Here is an 18,073-nt window from a genome sequence, read left to right as displayed (position 1 = left end):
GTGAGAGTAGAACAGTGTTCGTCAGAGCCGGTGGACGCGACCCGCGACGTGGACGTGACCGTGGTCGGAGCCGGGCCGGTCGGCCTGGTGCTCGCCGCGGAACTGGCGCTGGCCGGGGCGACGGTGCAGGTCTTCGAACGACGGACCGCGCCGGACGAGTCGGCCAAGGCCGGCGGAATCAACGTGCCGACGGCCGAGGCGCTCGACCGCCGGGGCCTGCTGCCCGCCGCCGAACAGGTGCAGCGCGAGCTGTTCGAGCGGATGGGGTTCGCTCGCGCGGTCGACGACCAAGCACCCGGCGGCGGCGAGCGAGCGCGCCAGCCGCGGCTGACCGGGCACTTCGCCGGCATGGTCCTCGACGCCGACCTCGTGGACTGGTCCGATCCCGACCTCGCCGCGCACGCCTCGGTCGGCGGAGCGCGGATGGTGCCGCAGCGCGAGCTGGAGGCGCTGCTGGCCGAGCATGTCGCGCGACTCGGCGTACCGGTGCGGCGCGGGGTGGCGGTCACCGCGCTCGACGACACCGGCGACGGCGTGCTCGTCGGCACCACCGCGGGCCCGGTGCGCACCGGCTGGCTGGTCGGGTGCGACGGCGGGCGCAGCACCGTGCGCCGCCTCGCTGGCGTCGACTTCCCCGGCACCGACCCGGAACTCACCGGGCGCGTGGCGACCGTCGACATCGCCGACCCCGAGAAGCTCGCGAACGGATGGACGTGGTCGACCAGGGGCGTGTACCGCTGCGGGCCGGAGCGCGGGCGGGTCATCACGGTGGAGTTCGACGGCGCGTCCGGCGACCGCTCGGCGCCGGTCACCCTCGCGGAGCTCCAGGCCAGCCTGCGCAGGGTCTCGGGCACCGACGTCACGCTGACCGCGCTGCGCGGCGCCGCGACCCGCTGGACCGACAACGCCCGCCAGGCCGCGACCTACCGGTCGGGGCGGGTGCTGCTGGCCGGCGACGCCGCGCACGTGCACTCGCCGTTCGGCGGTCAGGGGCTCAACCTCGGGGTCGGCGACGCGATGAACCTCGGGTGGAAGCTCGGCGCCGTGGTCGCGGGGTGGGCGCCAGAAGGACTGCTCGACACCTACGACGCCGAGCGCCATCCCCTCGGCGCCTGGGTGCTGGACTGGACGCGGGCCCAGATCGGGGTGCTGCGCGGGGACGCGAAGTCGGCCGCGCTCCGGGCGGTCGTCGCCGACCTGCTGAGCACCGGGGCCGGCGCGACCCACACGGTCAAGCAGCTCTCCGGCGTCACGCAGCGCGTCGACCTACCCGGCGACCATCCGCTGGTCGGCCGGTTCGCCCCCGACCTGTGGCTCGGGAACGGTTCCCGCCTGGTCGACCACGGCCACGGCGGCGGATTCCTGCTGCTCGACCGCACTCCGGACGGCGCGTTCGCCCGCCTCGCCTCGGCCTGGGCAGGGCGGGTGAGCAGCGTGACCGACGACCACACGACGCCGACCGGGGTGTTGGTGCGCCCGGACGGGGTGGTCGCGTGGGCTTCCGACACCACCGATGTCACCGACCTCGAAGCCGCCCTGCACCGGTGGGCCGGCGCGCCGTCGTCCGCTGCACGGGTCTGCTCGCCGACAGCCGCCCGCTCGACGCGAACGGGAACTCCGTCCGACGCCGATGGGCGGCCGCCAGCTCGAACCTTCGAATCGTAAAACCGTTGCCCAGCAACGACTTCAGTGCGGGCGCTCGGTGGTCACTGGTGCGCAGGAGCCGCCTTCTTGCGCAGCGAACCGGGCTCATTGCGCAGTATCACGCCGAACCGGTTCCACGCGTTGATCACGGCGATCGCCATGACCAGCGCGGCGAGGGCGTGCTCGTCGAACTGCGCGGCCGCGTCCTCCCACACCTCGTCGGACACGCCGTGCTCGCCGAGCCGGGTGGCCTCCTCGGTCAGCGCGAGCGCGGCGCGCTCCTGCGCGTTGAACCACGGGGCCTCCCGCCAGACGACCACCGAGAACAGCCGCTCGTCGGTCTCCCCAGCGGCCTTGGCGTCGTGCGCGTGCATGTCGACGCAGAACGCGCACCCGTTGAGCTGGCTGGCGCGCAGCTTCACCAGTTCGAGGATCGGCTTGGGCAGCGGGCTGCTGGCCAGGTATCGCTCGAGCCCGAACATGGCCTCGTAGGCCTTGGGCTCGACTGCCATCACGTTCAGGCGGCTCATCGGTTCTCCTCTTGATAGACAGCCAGTTCTTGACTGGCTTCCCAGCGCAGCAACAGGAACTCCGTCGTCCTGCTCTCCTGCGCGTCCACACAAGTAGGACTGGACAGCCCGCCGGAACGTGACACCGGCCGGATGAGGCCGCCGTCACACCGCCGTCGTGATGGTCTCCGCGGACCGCAGCAGCAGCGTCACCATCGCCGCGACGAGCGCGGCGGGCCGCCTGCGGTGCACCACGTACATCTGCCGGGACGGTCGGACGCCGCGCAGCTCGCGGACGGCCAGCCCGGTCAGGTCGGTGCGCCGCAACACGCTCTCCGGCACCAGCGAGATGCCGAGACCCGCCCGGATGAGCGCCAGGGTCACCTCGTAGTCCTGGGTCTCGTAGGCGACGTGCGGCTCAACCCCGGCCTGCTTCGCCAGCGTGCCAAGGCAAACCCGGTTCGGCACGCCGTGGCCGCCGGAGATCCACTCCTCGTCGGCCAGGTCGGCGAGGCCCGACCTGGCCTGATCGGCGGCGGGGTGGTCGGCCGGCAGCACGAGCCGCAGCGGATCGGTGAGCAGCCTGGTGCGCCGCAGGCCGGCCAGCCCCGGCAGCGGAACACCCACGTACCGGTGCGTGATGAGCAGGTCGAGGTCCCGCGAGGTGACCAGGCCGTATCCCTTGGGCGGCTCAAGGTCCAGCAGGGACAGCCGGGCCGCCGGGTAGTCGTGCCGGAACGCCGCCAGCGCCTCGGGCACCAGGATGCGGCCGGCCGTGGAGAAGGTGCCGATGGCCAACCGGTCCGGCTCGGCGCCGAGCACCGCCCGCACGGCCTCCTCGGCGGCCCGCAGCTCGCCGAGCACGGCCTCGCCGTGGCTGACCAGCACCCGGCCGGCCTTGGTCAGCGTCGTGCCGCCGGGACCCCGGTCGACCAGCCGGCAGCCCAGCTCGCGTTCGAGCTTGGCCAGCTGCTGGGACAGCGCGGACGGCGTGAAGGACATGCGCTGCGCCGCCGCCGCGATCGACCCGGCGTGCGCGACCTCCACCAGCACCCGCAGCCGCCCGGCGTCCAGGCTCATCCGAGCCCACCGAGAGAGTTAAGCGTTGCTAACGTCAGCTGAGTGAACATCGCTGGTCATTATGTCCGGCCGGCCTCAGGCTCGCTGGTATGACAACCTCGACCACCGCCCCGAGCGCGGCCGACGTCACCGCCGCGGCGGAGCGGATTCGCCCATATGCGAGGCGGACCCCGCTGTTCCGGACCGAAGTGGACGGTCGGCCGCTGGTGTTGAAGCTCGAACACCTCCAGCTGACCGGCTCGTTCAAGCTGCGCGGCGCGCTCAACGCCCTGCTGGCCACCGAGCGGCCCGACCGGGTGGTCACGGCGTCGGGCGGCAACCACGGCCTCGGGGTTGCCATGGCGGCGCGGCTGCTCGGCCTGCCGGCGACGGTGTTCGTGCCGGAGTCCGTGCCGGCCGGCAAGGCGCGGCGGATCGAGGAGTTCGGCGCGACGCTGGTGCGGCACGGCGCCACCTACGCCGACGCCGTGGTGGCCGCGTGGGCGGCGGCGCAGCAGCCCGGCAGCAGGTACGTGGAGGCCTACAACGACCCGCTGGTGGTCGCGGGCCAGGGCACGGTGGCCGCCGAGGTGGTCGCGGCGCTGCCGGAGGTCGACGCGTTCGCGGTGGCCTGCGGCGGGGGCGGGCTCGGCGCTGGCACCGCCCTCGGCGCTGGCGGCAGGCTCACCGTGCTGGTCGAGCCGGAGCACTGCCGCGCGGTGCACGACGCGCTCGCGGCGGGCGAGCCGGTCGACTCTGCGGTTGACTCCGTCGCGTCCTCCGCGCTCGGCGCGACCAGGGTCGGCCGGGTGCCCTTCGACGTGTTGCGCGCCAACCCGGTGCGGTCCGAGCTGGTGACCGACGAGGAGCTGCTGGCCGCGCGGGACCGGCTGTGGGAGGAGTTCCGGCTGGCCGTCGAGCCGGCGGGCGCGGTGCCGTTCGCGGCCTGGCTGGCCGGGCGCGTGCCCGGCGAGCTGGCCTGCGTGGTGCTGTGCGGCGCGAACACCGACTGGACGCCGGTCTGAGGTCCACGGCGCCCGCAAGCCACATAGCCGATCACCAGGACAAACCCGCAGTTCGGTGGGACGCTTGTGCGGTGGACGACACAGACCTGCTCGACACCCTTGTGGGACATCTCGGCTGTTCCGGGGTCAGTGTCTCGGTGATGTTCGGCAAGCCCGCCCTCAAGGACGCCGGGGGCAAGGCGTTCGCCTGCCTCTTCCAGGGTGAGCTCGCCTGCCGGCTGGGCCAGGGCACCCAGGCACACACCGAGGCGCTGGCCCTGTCGGGGGCGCAGCTGTTCGACCCGTCCGGGCGGGACCGCCCGATGAAGGACTGGGTGTGCGTCCCGCGCGCGTTCCTGGACCGCTGGCCGGAGTTCGCCTCGGCCGCCCTGTCCGTGCCGCGCTGAGAACGCTGAGTACCTCCCCGAACGCAGCGCGGCTACGCGCCCCGACGTACGCCGAAGTGTCCGCAGCGGACCGACGACGCTGGCCCGCCGTCCTGCCAGGCTGAGCGCGACTCGGCCGGGAGGACGCCATGACCACCGCACTGCCCACCACGACCCGAATTCCGTGGCGCCGCATGGCCGACGACCTGCGCGCGCGGTGGACGGGTGGCCGCCGGATCGAGCGCGTCGGCTACCTGGTCGGCGCGGTGCTGCTGCTCAGCGGGTTGTTCCACCTCGGGGTGTTCGCGGTGCTCGGCGGCCCGTGGGAGGGCCCGGTGTCGTGGCGCAAGCCGGTCACCTTCGGGCTGTCCTTCGGGCTCACGCTGATCACCATCGTCTGGGTGACGTCGTACCTGCCGCTGCGGGACCGCGCCAGGACATGGCTGCTCGGCCTGTTCACCCTCGAATGCGCCATCGAGGTCGCCGGCATCACCGTGCAGGCGTGGCGGCACGTGCCGTCGCACTACAACGCGGTCGGGCCGTTCAACGCCGTCGTGGTGGCCTTCCTCGCCTCCGGCGGCATGGTGCTGATCGCCGTGGTGCTGGCGCTGACCGTGGTGGCGCAGCGGCCGAATCCCTCGGTGTCGCCGAGCATGCGGCTCGCGCTGCGCTTCGGCTTCCTCGCGCTCCTCGCCGCGCTGGCTGTCGGCGCGGTGATGATCGCCAAGGGCGAGATCCTGGCCAACAGCGGGCAGCTGGAACTCGCCTTCGCCACCGGCGGGTCGTACAAGCCGGCGCACGCCGCGCCCATGCACGCCATTCTGGTGCTGCCCGCGTTGGCCTGGCTGCTGTCGTTCACCGACTGGCCGGAGGCGCGGCGGCTGCTGGTCGTTCGCGTCGCCGTGGGCTGCTACCTGGTGGTGGCCGCCGCGGTGATGCTCGCGACCTTCCTCGGCTGAGCTACCTAGCCGGTGGTCGTGATGGTGGCGCTGCCGAGCACGAGGTCGCCTGCGGCGGCGTCGGTGCGGTAGAGCGCGACGGCCTGGCCCGGCGCGACGCCCTTGAGCGGCTCGCGCAGCTGCACGACCACCTCGCCGTCCACCAGCTCGGCGACGGCAGGCGAAATGCCTCCATGCGCGCGGACCTGGGCGACGCACTCCACCGGGCCTTGCGCGCCGCCGAGGGGTTGGCCGGAGGGCCACACCGGGCGGGTCGCGACGATCCGGTCCACCGCGAGCCGGTCGGCGGCGCCGACCCGGACGGTGCCCGAGACGGGTTCCAGCGCGAGCACGTACCTCGGCCGGCCGTCCGGGGCGGGCGCGTCGATGCCAAGCCCCTTGCGCTGGCCGACGGTGAACCCGTGCACGCCGGCGTGCCGGCCGAGCACCGCGCCGGTCTCGTCGTCCACCAGCAGCCCGGCGTGCTCGCCGAGCCGGTCGCCGAGGAACTTCCTGGTGTCCCCGTCGGGGATGAAGCAGATGTCGTGGCTGTCGGGCTTCTCCGCGACGCCGAGCCCGCGCTCGGCCGCCTCGGCGCGCACCGCCGTCTTGGTGGAGTCGCCGAGCGGGAACATCGCGTGCCGCAGCTGGTCGGTGGTCAGCGACGCCAGCACGTAGGACTGGTCCTTGCCGTCGTCGGCGCTGCGCCGCAGCTCGATCTCGCCATCCACAGTGGACAGTCGGGCGTAGTGCCCGGTGCACACGGCGTCGAAGCCGAGCGCGATCGCCTTGTCCAGCAACGCCTCGAACTTGATCCGCTCGTTGCAGCGCAGGCACGGGTTCGGGGTGCGGCCCGCGGCGTATTCGGCGACGAAGTCCTCGACGACCTCCTCGGTGAACCGCTCCGCGAAGTCCCAGACGTAGAACGGGATGCCGAGCAGGTCGGCGGCCCGGCGCGCATCGTGCGCGTCCTCGACCGTGCAGCAACCCCGCGCGCCCGTGCGCAGCGTGCCCGGCTTGGCCGACAGCGCGAGGTGCACGCCGACCACCTCGTGCCCGGCCTCGACGGCCCGCGCCGCCGCCACCGCGGAGTCGACCCCACCGCTCATCGCCGCGAGCACACGCATGACGTCACACCTCCGCCGGACGATTCACGCCCGCATTCTCATCCACAGACTGCTCATTCACAGACCGCTCACTGACCGACCGCCGAAGCCCGGCGAGCCCGGCGCGGCGAGCGCGTTCCACCACCGGGCCGATCGCCGCGGCCAGCGCGGCCACGTCCGACCTCGTCGACGTGTGCCCCAGCGAGAACCGCAGCGAGCCACGCGCCAGCACCGGGTCGACGCCCATCGCCAGCAGCACGTGGCTCGGCTGCGCGACCCCGGCCGTGCACGCCGAACCCGTCGAACACTCGATTCCCTTGGCGTCCAACAACATCAACAGGCTGTCGCCCTCGCAACCGGGAAACGTGAAGTGCGCGTTGCCGGGCAGCCGCCCGTTCGCATCGGGGTCGCCGTTGGGGTGCGCGTCTGGCACCACGCGCAGCACCTCGGCCACCAGCTCGTCGCGCAGCGCGGCCAGCCGTTCGGCCTCGCGCGGCTGCTCGGCCACGGCGAACCGCACGGCCGCCGCGAGCCCGACGATCGCCGGCAAGTCCAGCGTGCCGGACCGGACGTCTCGTTCCTGGCCGCCGCCGTGCAGCAGCGGCGTGCACGGCACGTCGCGCCCCAGCAGCAGCACCCCGACCCCGTACGGGCCGCCGAGCTTGTGGCCGGTCATGGTCAGCGCGGACGCTCCCGACGCGGCGAAGTCCACCGGCAGCGACCCGACGGCCTGCACCGCGTCGGTGTGGCACGGGATGCCGTGGCGGGCGGCGACCTCGGCGATCTCGCGCACCGGGTTGACCGTGCCGACCTCGTTGTTCGCCCACATCACGGTGACTAGCGCCACGCTGTCCGGGTCGCCCGCGATGGCCTCCTCGACGGCGTCGGGCAGCACCCTGCCGAGCGCGTCGGTCGGCAGCCAGGTGACCTCGGCGCCGCCGTGCTCGGCGAGCCACTCGACCGCGTCCAGCACGGCGTGGTGCTCGACGGCCGAGGCCAGCACCCTGCGGCGGCGCTGGTCGGCCTGCCGGCGCGCCCAGTAGATGCCCTTGACGGCGAGGTTGTCGCTCTCCGTGCCGCCTGCGGTGAACAGCACCTCGGAGGGCCGGGCGCCCAGCGCGGCCGCGATCGTCTCGCGCGCCTCCTCGACCGCCCGCCGCGCCCGCCGGCCCGAGGTGTGCAGCGAGGAGGCGTTGCCCACGGTGGACAACGCCGCGCTCATCGCCGCGACCGCCTCAGGCAGCATCGGTGTCGTGGCGGCATGGTCGAGATATGCCATCGGGAGTCAAGGGTAGACGGCCGAGGGGCCCCCGCACCTACGCGACCGAGTCGACCCGGGCCCTCGGGCCGGTGAGCACCGCGCCGAGCACCGCGAGCGCGGCCATCAGCAGATCGAACGGCACGATCGCCGCCGTGGGCAGTCGCGTCGACGCCAGCGCGCTGACCAGCGCCCCACCGAGACCGATCATGATCGCGGAGCCCAGCATGTCGGCGATCTGCATGGCCGCCGAGTTGAACCCCCGGTCGGCCGCCGAGGAGCCCGCCAGCGTGAGCACGCTCACACTGGAGGTGCCCAGCCCCATGCCCGCGCCGGCGATGACGGAGAACGGCAGCGCCAGCCACGGCGAGCTCCAGCTCGGCGCGACCAGGGTCAGGCCTGCGGTGCCGACCGCGAGCAGCACGAACCCCCAGCGCAGCAGCGTGGACCTGGCCAGGTCGGGATGCCTGGCCTGCCACGCGGACGCCGAGGACCAGCCGAGCGCGCCGACCGTCAGCGGCACGCCGGCCAGCGCGATGCTGTAGCCGTGCACCGCGACGAGGGTCAGCGGCAGGTACGCGCTCACGCCGAAGTAGGTGCCGGCCAGCAGGGCGCGCGCCAGGATCGTCACCGGCAGCCCGCGCCGCGCGAGCAGCGTGCCGGTCGGCAGCAGGGTGCGCAGCGCGGGGGCGAGGACCGCGATGGCGGCCACGCCGAGCGCGAGGCTCGGCAGCGACGGGTGCTCGGCGGCCCAGCTCAGCCCGGCGACGCCGACACCGGCGGCGATCGCGGCGAGCGTCAGCCCGCGCCGCACCACGGTGTCGCCTGCCACGTGCGCTGGGAGCCTGCGCAGCACCGGCACCAGCAGGAGCAGGCCGAGCAGCACGAGCGGGGCGAGACCGAGGAACACCACCCGCCAGCTCAGGTTCTCGGTGATCACGCCGGACAGCGCGGGACCGATCAGCGACGGCAGCACCCACGCCCCGGACAGCGCGCCGAACACGGCAGGCCGGTCGCGCTGCGGGTAGACCAGCGCGATCAACACGTAGATCGCGACGACCTGGGCGCCGGCGCCGAGCCCCTGGAGGACGCGGCCGGCGAGCAGCATGGTCATGGACTGGGCCGTGCCGGCCACGATCAGCCCGACGAAGAACAGCGCGGGCCCGACCAGCAGGGACGGCACCGGGCCGCGTCGGTCGCTGACCCGGCCGGACAGGACCGTGGCGATCACGCTGGCCGCGAGGAAGGCCACGAACGGCCACGAGTAGAGGCTCTCGCCGTGCAGGTCGGCGACCAGCTTGGGCATGGCCGTGTTCACGCCCATGTTCTCGAAGGCCACGAGGGTGACCAGCAGCAGGATGCCCATCGTGGGCCCCCGCCGGTCGGGGGCCCACAGGACGCTGCTCTTGGCGGTCTTGGACTCGGTCTCGATCGTCACGGAAACTACCTTGCAACCTCTAGGGCGATCGAGGTCCAGCTATTTTTCCGCGCGGTGGTTCGGCTCACGCCGCGAGGGCGTGTCCGTGCGTCCGCTGGCCGGGCAGCTCGATGTCCCACGCCGACACCGCGTCGACGGCGGCCTGCGCGAGCGCGGCGAGTTCCCTGCGGTCGACCGCGCGGCCCGGCGCGATCTCGTCGAGCACGTGCACCTCGACGACGAGCCCGCGCAGCCGCAGCACCCGGCCGATCGCGTCGAGCAGGGTCTCGTCGCCGACGAAGGCCGGCGTGCTCGTCTGCGCGCCGTCGGCCAGGACGTAGCGCAGCGCCACCGGGCGCACTGGCACGCCCGCGTCCAGCGCGGCCTGGAACAGCGCGGGCCGGAACCGTCCCGAGGCGAGCCCGCACCAGGTGGTGCCCTCGGGGTGGATGCCGACGGCGGCCCCGTCCCGCAGCGCCGAGCCGAGCTCGGCGACGGTGCCCGGCAGCAACCGCAGCCGCTCGCGGTCGAGGAAGACCGTGCCGGCGGCGGCGACCAGCCTGCCGAGCACCGGCCACGACCTGATGTCCCGCTTGGCCACCATCCGAAGGGGCTGCACGGCGTCGAGGGCGACCTCGTCCAGCCAGGAGACGTGGTTGCTGGCCACCAGCACGCCCCGGCCCGCCGTGCCCTGGAAGCGGTCGGCGCCGACGACGCGCAGCCGCACGCCGAAGGCCCGCAGCAGCAGCCGGAACCAGCCGCGCAGCACGACCGCCCGCGCGGAACCCGGCAGCGCCACGATCGCCAGCAGCATGCCGACGGCGCCGAGCAGCACCGAGCCAGCGGCGACCGCCCGCGCGACCCGGCGCGACCAGGTCACCGAGGGCGCCGCGCCCTCGACACAGCCAGCCCCGCACGGCGACTGCGGCATCCACGCGTGCGTGGTCATTCGGTCTCCCCGAGGAAGAACTTCAGGTAGCGCTTGTCCACCCGGTCCAGGCTCAGCAGCACGAACAGGTCGGCGACGCCGAAGTCCTCGTCGAGGGCGGGCGCGCCGCAGACCCAGGCCCCGAGCCGCAGGTACCCCTTGAGCAGCGGCGGGATCGTGGCGCGGGCCGGCCTGGCGACCGCGTCCGCATCCCACGGGTGCAGCGGCCGCACCCGGTACTCCTCCGGCGCGAAGTGCTTGGCGCGCACCAGATCCCACACCCCGGCGGCCAGCGTGCCGCCGTCGGCGAGCGACACCGAGGCGCAGCCAGCGAGGTAGGAGTGCCCGGACAGCAGCATGTAGCGCGCGATGCCGGCCCACACCAGGCTCACCACGGCCCCGCTGCGGTGGTCGGGGTGCACACAGGATCGACCGGTCTCCACCAGCGTGTGGCGCAGGTCGGCGATGGCGCCGAGGTCGAACTCGGACTGCGAGTAGATGCGGCCGGCCTCGGCGGCGCGCTCGGGCGGCAGCATCCGGTACGTGCCGACGATCTCGCCGGTGCGGTCGTCGCGCACGACCAGGTGGTCGCAGAACTCGTCGAAGTAGTCGACGTCGACACCGGGTTGGTCGGTGTGCAGGGTCGCCCCCATCTCGGTGGCGAAGACCTCGTAACGGAGACGTTGCGCGGCAAGGACTTCCGCGCTGTCCCTCGCGACCAGCAGCGAGTAGCGGGGGGCGTCGGCGGGAACCTCGGTTCCTGGCCGCGCGGTGCTGACAAGCAGTTCCGACTGCGTCATATGACTGGTGTACGTGCCGCAGTGCGTACGGGAGCAGGGGAATCCGATGACACGTCGGTGGAATGTCGGTTAATCCCCGGTTCTCAGGTTCTCCTCAGGTTGACTCGACCGGGTGAAACAAGCACCGGGGCTGCCCCCGCAGGAGCAGCCCCGGTGTTCATAAAGACATGACGAAAAAATCAGCCCTTACGCTTCGCCACGGCCTCGGTGAGCTGCGGCGCGACCTGGAACAGGTCACCAACGACACCGAAGTCGGCGATCTCGAAGATCGGCGCCTCGGCGTCCTTGTTCACCGCGATGATCGTCTTCGACGTCTGCATGCCGGCGCGGTGCTGAATCGCGCCCGAGATGCCCAGCGCGATGTACAGCTGCGGCGAGACGGTCTTACCGGTCTGCCCCACCTGGAACTGGTGCGGGTAGTAGCCGGAGTCCACCGCGGCGCGCGAGGCGCCGACCGCACCACCCAGGGTGTCGGCCAGCTTCTCGACGACCGCGAAGCTCTCCGCGCTGCCGACCCCTCGACCACCGGAGACGACCACGGACGCCTCGGTCAGCTCGGGGCGGTCGCCGCCCACGATCTGCTCGCGGCCGGTGATCCTGGCGGACTTCGCCGCGTCGACGGCGGGCAGCTCGACGGCCGCCTCGGCGGCGGCGCCGTCGGCCTCCTCCGCCTCGACCCCGCCGGGGCGGACCGTGATGACGGGCAGGCCGTTGCCGACCTTGGCCTTGACGACGAACGCGCCACCGAAGATGGACTGCGTGCCGACACCGTCGGCGTCGATGTCCACGACGTCGACGAGCAGGCCGGAGTTCAGCCGCGCGGCCAGCCGGCCGGCGACCTCCTTGCCCTCCACCGTGGCCGAGATCAGCACGGCCGCTGGCGAGGCCGAGCCGGCCAGCGTGGCGAGCGCGTCGACCTTGGGGGTGGTCAGGTAGGTGACGGCGTCCTCGGACTCCGCCGCGTACACCTTGGCCGCGCCGTAACGGGCCAGGGCGTCCCTGACCTTCGCCGCGGTGCCGGGTGTGCCGACGACGACCGCGGACGGCTCGCCGATCCGACGCGCCGCGGTGAGCAGCTCGAAGGTGACCTTCTTGACCTCGCCGTCGATGTGGTCGACGAGGACCAGGACCTCAGACATGTGTACCTTCCCTCCTCGTCCTCAGATGAGCTTCTGGCCGACGAGGTACTCGGCGATCTGCGCGCCGCCGTTACCGTCGTCCTCGACGCGCTGGCCGGCGGACCGGGGCGGCTTGGGCGCGGCCTCCAGCACGCTCGACCACGCGCCGGTCAGGCCGACCTCCGCCGGGTCGAGGCCGAGGTCGGCGACGCTGAGGGTGTCGACCTTCTTCTTCTTGGCCGCCATGATCCCCTTGAACGAGGGGTAGCGCGGCTCGTTGATCTTCTCGGTGACGCTGACCACCGCGGGCAGCGTGGCCTCGAGGAAGGCGACGCCCTCCTCGGTCTCCCGCTCGGCCTTCACGGTCGTGCCGTCGATCTCGACCTTGCGGACCTGCGTGACCTGCGGCAGGCCGAGCAGCTCGGCGAGGATCGCGGGGATCGCGCCCGCGCGGCCGTCGGTGGCCTCGTTGCCGGCGATGACGAGGTCGACACCCTCGACGGTGCCGATGGCCTTGGCCAGCACCTTGGCGGTGGCCAGCACGTCGGAGCCGTGCAGGGCCGCGTCGGAGACGTGGATCGCCTTGTCCGCGCCCATCGACAGGGCCTTGCGGATGGCCTCGGTGGCGCGGTCGGGACCCATCGCGAGGACGGTCACCTCGCCGCCGTGCGCCTCCTGGAGCTTCAGGGCCTCTTCGACGGCGCGCTCGTTGATCTCGTCGAGCACGGCGTCCGCGGATTCGCGGTCGAGGGTGTGGTCGGCGTCGGTGAGCTTGCGCTCGGACCAGGTGTCAGGCACCTGCTTGACCAGGACAACGATGTTCATAGGTCCTCTTCGACCTCCTGCGGACGGGCGGCAGTTGCCTTCATGGGGGTGGGTGACTCGAGGGTCATCCGAGCACACCGACCCTGCCATGTCGTTGCCGCGATGGCACGGTGGTGTCGACTACTCCAGATGTTACCCACCGGTAGCGCGGGTGCAAACAGAAGCAAGCGCCCGCGCCGGTGATCGTGCTCACCCGGCCACGGACGCCGTCGATTGGACAGAACCATCGCACACGGCCCGCCGCTCGTTAACCGGTAAAGCAGATTAGGGAGGCGGAGATGGACCCGGACTCCGTCATTCGGTCTAGGGTGCTGGCACATGTACCGACGAGTAGCGATCGTCACGGACTCCACCGCCGACCTGCCGGACGCGGACGTCGGGCGGTTGGGCATCGCCGTCGTCCAGATGCAGCTGCGGGTCGGCGACCAGGTCGACGACGAGGCGCGGGTGCCGACCGACGCCCTGGTCAGGGCCATGGAGGACCGGGTCGAGGTGGCCACCGCGCCGCCCGACGCCGGGGCGCTGTTCTGGGCCTATCAGGAGGCCTGGGGCCACGGCGCCGAGGCGGTGGTGTCGATGCACATCTCTGGCCGGCAGTCGGCGACCTGCGAGGCGGCGCGCGCGGCGGCCGAGCGGTCGAAGATCCCGGTGCACGTGATCGACTCGCACACGGCCGGCATGAGCCTCGGCCACGGCGTCATCGCGGCGGCCGACGCCGCGAACCGGGGCGGCGACGTGTCGGCGGTGATCGCCGCGGCCGAGCGCCGCTGGAGCCAGGGCCTTGAGCTGATCTATGTGGACACCCTGGAGTACCTGCGCAGGGGCGGCCGCATCGGCCCCGCGGCGGCCCTGGTCGGCACCGCCCTGTCCATGAAGCCCCTGCTCACGGTCGCCGACGGCGCGATCACTCCCCTGGAACGCGTCATGGGCACCGACCGAGCGCTGCGCCGCATGGTCGACCTGGCCGCCAAGAAGGCCCGAGGCGCCCAGGTGGACGTCGCCGTCGAGCACTTCGCCGCCCCCGACCGGGCCGAGACGCTGCTGCGCGCCCTCCGCAGCCGAATCCCCGGCGGCCACAACTTCACCCTCACCCAGGTCAGCTCCGCCATCGGCGCCCACGTGGGCCCAGGAGCCCTCGGCGTCTCCATCTCCCCCCACTGACCGCCCGCACCCGCCTCGCGACCGCACCACTCCCACAAAAAGCTTCGCGCCACACGCGATACCGGGCGCACCATCACCCGTCATCGCGTCTGGCGCGAAGACACCCTATTGACGCAGCATTGGCACGATGCGTCGCAATTCGGTTATGCCGACAGTGTCGTTATGCCGGCAGCGTCACGGTTGTGCCGGCGACCTTCGTCGACTGTTCCGGAATGACCCCGTTCGTTCTGACGGGGGTCAACTCGATTCCCTTGACCGCGTCCGCGATCGCCGACCGAGCCGCCTCGACCTTGCCGGCCAAAGCCTTGTGCAGTTCGTGCAGTTGCGCGATCCGATCGCGGGCCTCGTCGATTCGCCGACGCGATTCCTGCCCGGCGACCGACACCAGAAAGTTCGCCCTGGCGGTGGCCAACTCCACGATCTCCGCGCGGATCCGCTCGGCGTCGGCCGTGGCCTTCTCCCGCATGGCCGCGCACTCCGCCTCGACCTCGACCAGCCTGCGCGCGTTCTCCGCCTCGAGATCGACGCGGAGCCGCTCCAGCTCCACCGCCCGCTGGTCCAGTTCGGCCGCCCGGCGCACCGCGGTCTCGCGGGCCTTCTTCGCCTCCTTGGCGACCTTCGCGCGCAGCTCGGCGACCTCGACGTCGACGCGTTGCCGCAGGCCGTCGGTGTCCTTCTTGGCCCGCAACCGAAGTTCGGCCGTCTCGTCCTCGGCCAGCATCATCATCCGGTGCAGCCGCTCGCTGGCGCCGACGGCGGTGGCCGGCGACAGTTCGAGCCGTTCCAGCCGAGCCCTGGTGCTCTCGAGGTCCCTGCGGGTCATGTCGAGCAGCTTGCGCAGGTCGGCGGCCTGCGCCATGGCCTCGGCCCGGTCCATGCTGGTGAACCGGAGCTGTTCCTCCATCGACTCGATGTGCTCCACGACCTGACGCTTGTGGAAGCCTCGCAACACGACATCGAATGCCTCGTGCAAGGGCACAATCTCCTGCTCTTTAGCGCACATACGCGACGCCTAATCACTGGGGCCGGAACGGAATGGTCGTCGGAGGATACCCACACGATGGGTGGACAACCACCGGAAGTCGACACGGCGACATCCGTCGCGAACGCCTTCCCAACCGGCGTGACATGCCCTTGACCAGCCCAAGTAGATCAACTGTGCACTATCGACCTGCACACGATTGTGTGAATTTAGAGAATTCACCGTCGCGTGGACACGGCCGGATCCACCGACCACACCAAGTGCGCACCGTCAGCAAAACCTCGCATTCCCACCAACGGGTGTCCCGCCGACGGGGTTCACCGATCCCCCAGCCGCGGCACGGCCGCGCGGTCGCGGTTGCGGGTCACGGCTTGTCGGCGTACGCCCCGGACCGCGACCGACGGCCAGCGGCCGCGCGGCGCCCGACGGGACCGGGCACCGCTGTCAGCCGGTCCGGTGATCAATTTGGGAAGGTCACGGGGGCCGCGCCCGTCGCTCCGCTGGTGGGCCGCCTCCTCCTGATTCACATACCCGTGAGTAACGTTCCCCCGTCCAGGTGGAAAACTGACCGGCGCCATCCACCTGGCTGGGGATCGCCCGAGAGTCGGTCCACCCGAAAGGACGAGGGCAGTGAGCAGCATCCACGCAGCTATCGACGCAGCTGAGGAGCCCGGCCTGCCGCTCACCGGTGAACGCACGGTGCCCGGCATCGCCGAGGAAAACTACTGGTTCCGCCGACACGAGGCGGCATACCTCGCGCTGCTGCCGCACTGCGCGGGCGGCACCGTCCTGGACGCTGGCTGCGGCGAGGGCTACGGCGCCCAGCTCATCGCCGGCACGGCCGCCAGGGTGCTGGCGCTGGACTACGACGAGTTCACCGCAGCGCACGTGGCCCGCGCCTACCCGGACCTCGCCGTGCTGCGCGGGAACCTGGCCGACCTGCCGGTGCGATCGTCCTCGGTGGACGTGGTGGCCAACTTCCAGGTCATCGAGCACCTGTGGAGCCAGGAGGGCTTCCTGGCCGAGTGCGCGAGGGTGCTGCGGCCCGGCGGTCGACTGCTGGTCACCACCCCGAACCGGCTCACCTTCTCCCCCGGCCGGGACACCCCGCTGAACCCCTTCCACACCAGGGAACTCGCCCCGAACGAGCTGGCCGAGCTGCTGCGCGGGGCCGGTTTCCGCGTCGAGCTGCTCGCCGGCCTGCGGCACGGCCCCGCGCTGCGCGAGCTTGACGCGGCCAACGGAGGCTCGATCATCGACGCGCAGGTGGCCGTCGCCGTCGCGGGCACCCCGTGGCCGGCCGACCTGCTCGACGCGGTGAAGTCCGTGCGCAGCAACGACTTCGAGATCACCGGGGACGACCTGGACGCGAGCCTCGACCTGGTCGCCGTCGCGGTGGCGCCATGACCGGCGGGCAGCCACGCGACGAGGGCACCTTCTGCCTGGTGCTGCACAGCCACCTGCCGTGGCTGGCGCACCACGGCGCGTGGCCGGTCGGCGAGGAGTGGCTCTACCAGGCGTGGGCGCACTCCTACCTGCCGCTGATCGATCTGCTGCAACGGTTGGGCGAGCAGGGTTTCCGTGACGTGCTGACCCTCGGCGTCACCCCGGTGCTCGCCGCCCAGCTCGACGATCCCTACAGCCTGCGCGGCTTCCACGACTGGCTCGGCAACTGGCGGCTGCGCGCCGAGTACGCCGGCACCCGGTGGGCGCGCGCCGAACCGGAACTCCGCGAGCTGTCCGCCGACGAGTTCCGCAGGGCGACCTGGTCGATCGAGCGGTTCGAGTCGACCTGGCGGCACGGTTTCTCACCGGTGCTGCGCCCGCTGGTCGACGCCGGTGTCATCGAGCTGATCGGCGGGCCGGCGACGCACCCGTTCCAGCCGCTGCTGGACGAGCGGGTGCGCGGTTTCGCCCTGCGCACCGGGCTGGCCGACACCGCGCTGCGGCTCGGCTCGGCACCGGAGGGCATCTGGGCGCCCGAGTGCGGCTACGCGCCCGGCATGGAACGCGACTACGCGGCGGCCGGGGTGCGGCGGTTCCTGGTGGACGGTCCGGCGCTGCGCGGCGACACCGCGCGGGCGCACCCGGTCGGTTCCTCGGACGTGCTGTGCTTCGGACGCGACCTGTCGGTGACCTACCGGGTGTGGTCGCCCAAGGTCGGCTACCCCGGCGACCCGGCGTACCGGGACTTCCACACCTTCGACCACCCCACCGGCCTCAAGCCCTCCCGGGTGACCGGCAGGGACGTCGCACCGGAGGACAAGAAGCCCTACGAGCCAACGCTTGCGGCACAGGCGGTCCAGCGGCACGCCGAGGACTTCGTCGACACCGTGGTGCGGCGGCTGCGGGAGCTGCGCGACCGGGACGGCCGGCCAGGCATGGTGGTCGCCGCCTACGACACCGAGCTGTACGGGCACTGGTGGCACGAGGGCCCCGCGTGGCTGGAGGCCGTGCTGCGCGCGCTGCCCGAGGCGGGCGTGCGGGTCAGCTCGCTGCGCGGCGCGGTGGCCGCAGGCCACGTCGGCGAGCCGATCGAGCTGCCCGCGTCCTCCTGGGGCTCCGGCAAGGACTGGCGGGTGTGGGACGGCGAGCAGGTCGCCGACCTGGTGGCGGAGAACACCGCACTGCAACGCGAACTCCTCGCCGCGGTGGACCTGGCGGGCGACCGAGGCGTTCGGGACACCGCCCTCGACCAGACGGTGCGGGAGGCGCTGCTCGCGCTGTCCAGCGACTGGGCGTTCATGGTCACCAAGGACTCCGCCGCGGACTACGCCCGCCACCGGGCGAAGGTGCACGGCGAGCGGTTCGCCGAGCTGGCCGCGCTGCTGCGCGCCGGCCGGCGGGACCACGCCGCCGCGCTGGCCGCGGAGCTGCGGGCGGTCGACGGACCGTTCGGCCACCTGGACGCACGGGACCTGATGCGTCGATGAACCTG

17 protein-coding genes are annotated in these 18,073 nt (G+C 72.5%); 7 read left to right on the top strand and 10 right to left on the bottom strand.

The window, feature by feature from the left end:
• Positions 1-1,665 (top strand): FAD-dependent oxidoreductase, encoded by a 1,665-nt coding sequence (locus tag F0L68_RS21750; RefSeq protein ID WP_223199011.1) that lies wholly within the window; start codon positions 1-3, stop codon positions 1,663-1,665.
• Positions 1,666-1,706: 41 nt separating this feature from the next.
• On the opposite strand, the gene F0L68_RS21745 is transcribed toward F0L68_RS21750, so the two are convergent.
• Both F0L68_RS21745 and F0L68_RS21740 read right to left on the bottom strand, forming a co-directional pair.
• On the bottom strand, positions 1,707-2,174 hold the full coding sequence (locus F0L68_RS21745; RefSeq protein WP_149851461.1) for a carboxymuconolactone decarboxylase family protein: 468 nt from the start codon (positions 2,172-2,174) through the stop codon (positions 1,707-1,709).
• A 144-nt stretch (positions 2,175-2,318) separates the two neighbouring features.
• Positions 2,319-3,233: a LysR substrate-binding domain-containing protein gene (locus F0L68_RS21740; RefSeq protein WP_149851460.1), complete on the bottom strand. Its 915-nt coding sequence runs from the start codon at positions 3,231-3,233 to the stop codon at positions 2,319-2,321.
• An 89-nt stretch (positions 3,234-3,322) separates the two neighbouring features.
• On the opposite strand from F0L68_RS21740, the gene F0L68_RS21735 reads away from it, so the two are divergent.
• The 3 genes from F0L68_RS21735 (at position 3,323) to F0L68_RS21725 (ending at position 5,561) form a co-directional block, all read left to right on the top strand.
• Entirely contained in the window at positions 3,323-4,237 is a 915-nt protein-coding gene (locus F0L68_RS21735) for a serine/threonine dehydratase (protein WP_149851459.1), read from the top strand.
• A 71-nt stretch (positions 4,238-4,308) separates the two neighbouring features.
• On the top strand, positions 4,309-4,623 hold the full coding sequence (locus tag F0L68_RS21730; protein ID WP_149851458.1) for a hypothetical protein: 315 nt from the start codon (positions 4,309-4,311) through the stop codon (positions 4,621-4,623).
• A gap of 128 nt (positions 4,624-4,751) precedes the next feature.
• Positions 4,752-5,561, top strand: coding sequence for a hypothetical protein (locus F0L68_RS21725; protein WP_223199010.1), 810 nt, complete (start codon positions 4,752-4,754; stop codon positions 5,559-5,561).
• Positions 5,562-5,566: 5 nt separating this feature from the next.
• Here the strand turns inward: F0L68_RS21725 and mnmA are convergent, their stop codons facing one another.
• From mnmA to F0L68_RS21690, 7 genes are all read right to left on the bottom strand, one after another.
• Positions 5,567-6,667 carry a tRNA 2-thiouridine(34) synthase MnmA gene (gene mnmA, locus F0L68_RS21720; RefSeq protein ID WP_149851457.1) on the bottom strand — a complete coding sequence of 367 codons (1,101 nt, stop codon included), beginning with the start codon at positions 6,665-6,667 and terminating at the stop codon, positions 5,567-5,569.
• 4 nt (positions 6,668-6,671) lie between these two features.
• The gene (locus tag F0L68_RS21715; protein ID WP_149851456.1) at positions 6,672-7,925 is read right to left on the bottom strand and encodes a cysteine desulfurase family protein; all 1,254 of its coding nucleotides are present in this window, start codon (positions 7,923-7,925) and stop codon (positions 6,672-6,674) included.
• A 37-nt stretch (positions 7,926-7,962) separates the two neighbouring features.
• Positions 7,963-9,342, bottom strand: coding sequence for an MFS transporter (locus F0L68_RS21710; RefSeq protein WP_223199009.1), 1,380 nt, complete (start codon positions 9,340-9,342; stop codon positions 7,963-7,965).
• A gap of 64 nt (positions 9,343-9,406) precedes the next feature.
• Positions 9,407-10,270, bottom strand: coding sequence for a lysophospholipid acyltransferase family protein (locus tag F0L68_RS21705; RefSeq protein WP_149851455.1), 864 nt, complete (start codon positions 10,268-10,270; stop codon positions 9,407-9,409).
• The gene (locus F0L68_RS21700) at positions 10,267-11,049 is read right to left on the bottom strand and encodes a GNAT family N-acetyltransferase (RefSeq protein WP_149851454.1); all 783 of its coding nucleotides are present in this window, start codon (positions 11,047-11,049) and stop codon (positions 10,267-10,269) included. The genes F0L68_RS21705 and F0L68_RS21700 overlap by 4 nt, the downstream gene beginning before the upstream one ends.
• Before the next feature lie 179 nt (positions 11,050-11,228).
• On the bottom strand, positions 11,229-12,188 hold the full coding sequence (locus tag F0L68_RS21695) for an electron transfer flavoprotein subunit alpha/FixB family protein (protein WP_149851453.1): 960 nt from the start codon (positions 12,186-12,188) through the stop codon (positions 11,229-11,231).
• A gap of 21 nt (positions 12,189-12,209) precedes the next feature.
• A complete protein-coding gene (locus F0L68_RS21690) occupies positions 12,210-12,992 on the bottom strand; it encodes an electron transfer flavoprotein subunit beta/FixA family protein (protein WP_149851452.1) in 783 nt (260 codons plus the stop codon).
• A 318-nt stretch (positions 12,993-13,310) separates the two neighbouring features.
• Here F0L68_RS21690 and F0L68_RS21685 point away from each other — a divergent pair, with 318 nt between their 5' ends.
• Complete coding sequence (locus F0L68_RS21685) at positions 13,311-14,153, top strand: DegV family protein (RefSeq protein ID WP_149851451.1); 843 nt, start codon at positions 13,311-13,313, stop codon at positions 14,151-14,153.
• Positions 14,154-14,313: 160 nt separating this feature from the next.
• On the opposite strand, the gene F0L68_RS21680 is transcribed toward F0L68_RS21685, so the two are convergent.
• On the bottom strand, positions 14,314-15,126 hold the full coding sequence (locus F0L68_RS21680; protein WP_149851450.1) for a coiled-coil domain-containing protein: 813 nt from the start codon (positions 15,124-15,126) through the stop codon (positions 14,314-14,316).
• Positions 15,127-15,765: 639 nt separating this feature from the next.
• Between F0L68_RS21680 and F0L68_RS21675 the strand changes: the two genes are divergently transcribed.
• Both F0L68_RS21675 and F0L68_RS21670 read left to right on the top strand, forming a co-directional pair.
• Complete coding sequence (locus tag F0L68_RS21675; RefSeq protein ID WP_149851449.1) at positions 15,766-16,542, top strand: class I SAM-dependent methyltransferase; 777 nt, start codon at positions 15,766-15,768, stop codon at positions 16,540-16,542.
• Positions 16,539-18,068 carry a 1,4-alpha-glucan branching protein domain-containing protein gene (locus F0L68_RS21670; protein ID WP_149851448.1) on the top strand — a complete coding sequence of 510 codons (1,530 nt, stop codon included), beginning with the start codon at positions 16,539-16,541 and terminating at the stop codon, positions 18,066-18,068. Before F0L68_RS21675 ends, F0L68_RS21670 begins: the two co-directional genes overlap by 4 nt.
• The last annotated feature ends 5 nt before the right edge of the window (positions 18,069-18,073 follow it).

Origin of the sequence: Solihabitans fulvus (genome assembly GCF_008386585.1) — a bacterium.
Classification (GTDB): domain Bacteria; phylum Actinomycetota; class Actinomycetes; order Mycobacteriales; family Pseudonocardiaceae; genus Solihabitans; species Solihabitans fulvus.
Note: the sequence above shows the minus strand (reverse complement) of the source record. Positions and strands in the feature narration are given on the sequence as shown.

Coding starts and splice junctions, on each gene's coding strand:
- F0L68_RS21745 (WP_149851461.1), bottom strand. CDS start 2,174: ATGAGCCGCCTGAACGTGATGGCAGTCGAGCCCAAGGCCTACGAGGCC.
- F0L68_RS21740 (WP_149851460.1), bottom strand. CDS start 3,233: ATGAGCCTGGACGCCGGGCGGCTGCGGGTGCTGGTGGAGGTCGCGCAC.
- F0L68_RS21735 (WP_149851459.1), top strand. CDS start 3,323: ATGACAACCTCGACCACCGCCCCGAGCGCGGCCGACGTCACCGCCGCG.
- F0L68_RS21725 (WP_223199010.1), top strand. CDS start 4,752: ATGACCACCGCACTGCCCACCACGACCCGAATTCCGTGGCGCCGCATG.
- mnmA (WP_149851457.1), bottom strand. CDS start 6,667: ATGCGTGTGCTCGCGGCGATGAGCGGTGGGGTCGACTCCGCGGTGGCG.
- F0L68_RS21715 (WP_149851456.1), bottom strand. CDS start 7,925: ATGGCATATCTCGACCATGCCGCCACGACACCGATGCTGCCTGAGGCG.
- F0L68_RS21705 (WP_149851455.1), bottom strand. CDS start 10,270: ATGACCACGCACGCGTGGATGCCGCAGTCGCCGTGCGGGGCTGGCTGT.
- F0L68_RS21700 (WP_149851454.1), bottom strand. CDS start 11,049: ATGACGCAGTCGGAACTGCTTGTCAGCACCGCGCGGCCAGGAACCGAG.
- F0L68_RS21695 (WP_149851453.1), bottom strand. CDS start 12,188: ATGTCTGAGGTCCTGGTCCTCGTCGACCACATCGACGGCGAGGTCAAG.
- F0L68_RS21690 (WP_149851452.1), bottom strand. CDS start 12,992: ATGAACATCGTTGTCCTGGTCAAGCAGGTGCCTGACACCTGGTCCGAG.
- F0L68_RS21685 (WP_149851451.1), top strand. CDS start 13,311: ATGTACCGACGAGTAGCGATCGTCACGGACTCCACCGCCGACCTGCCG.
- F0L68_RS21670 (WP_149851448.1), top strand. CDS start 16,539: ATGACCGGCGGGCAGCCACGCGACGAGGGCACCTTCTGCCTGGTGCTG.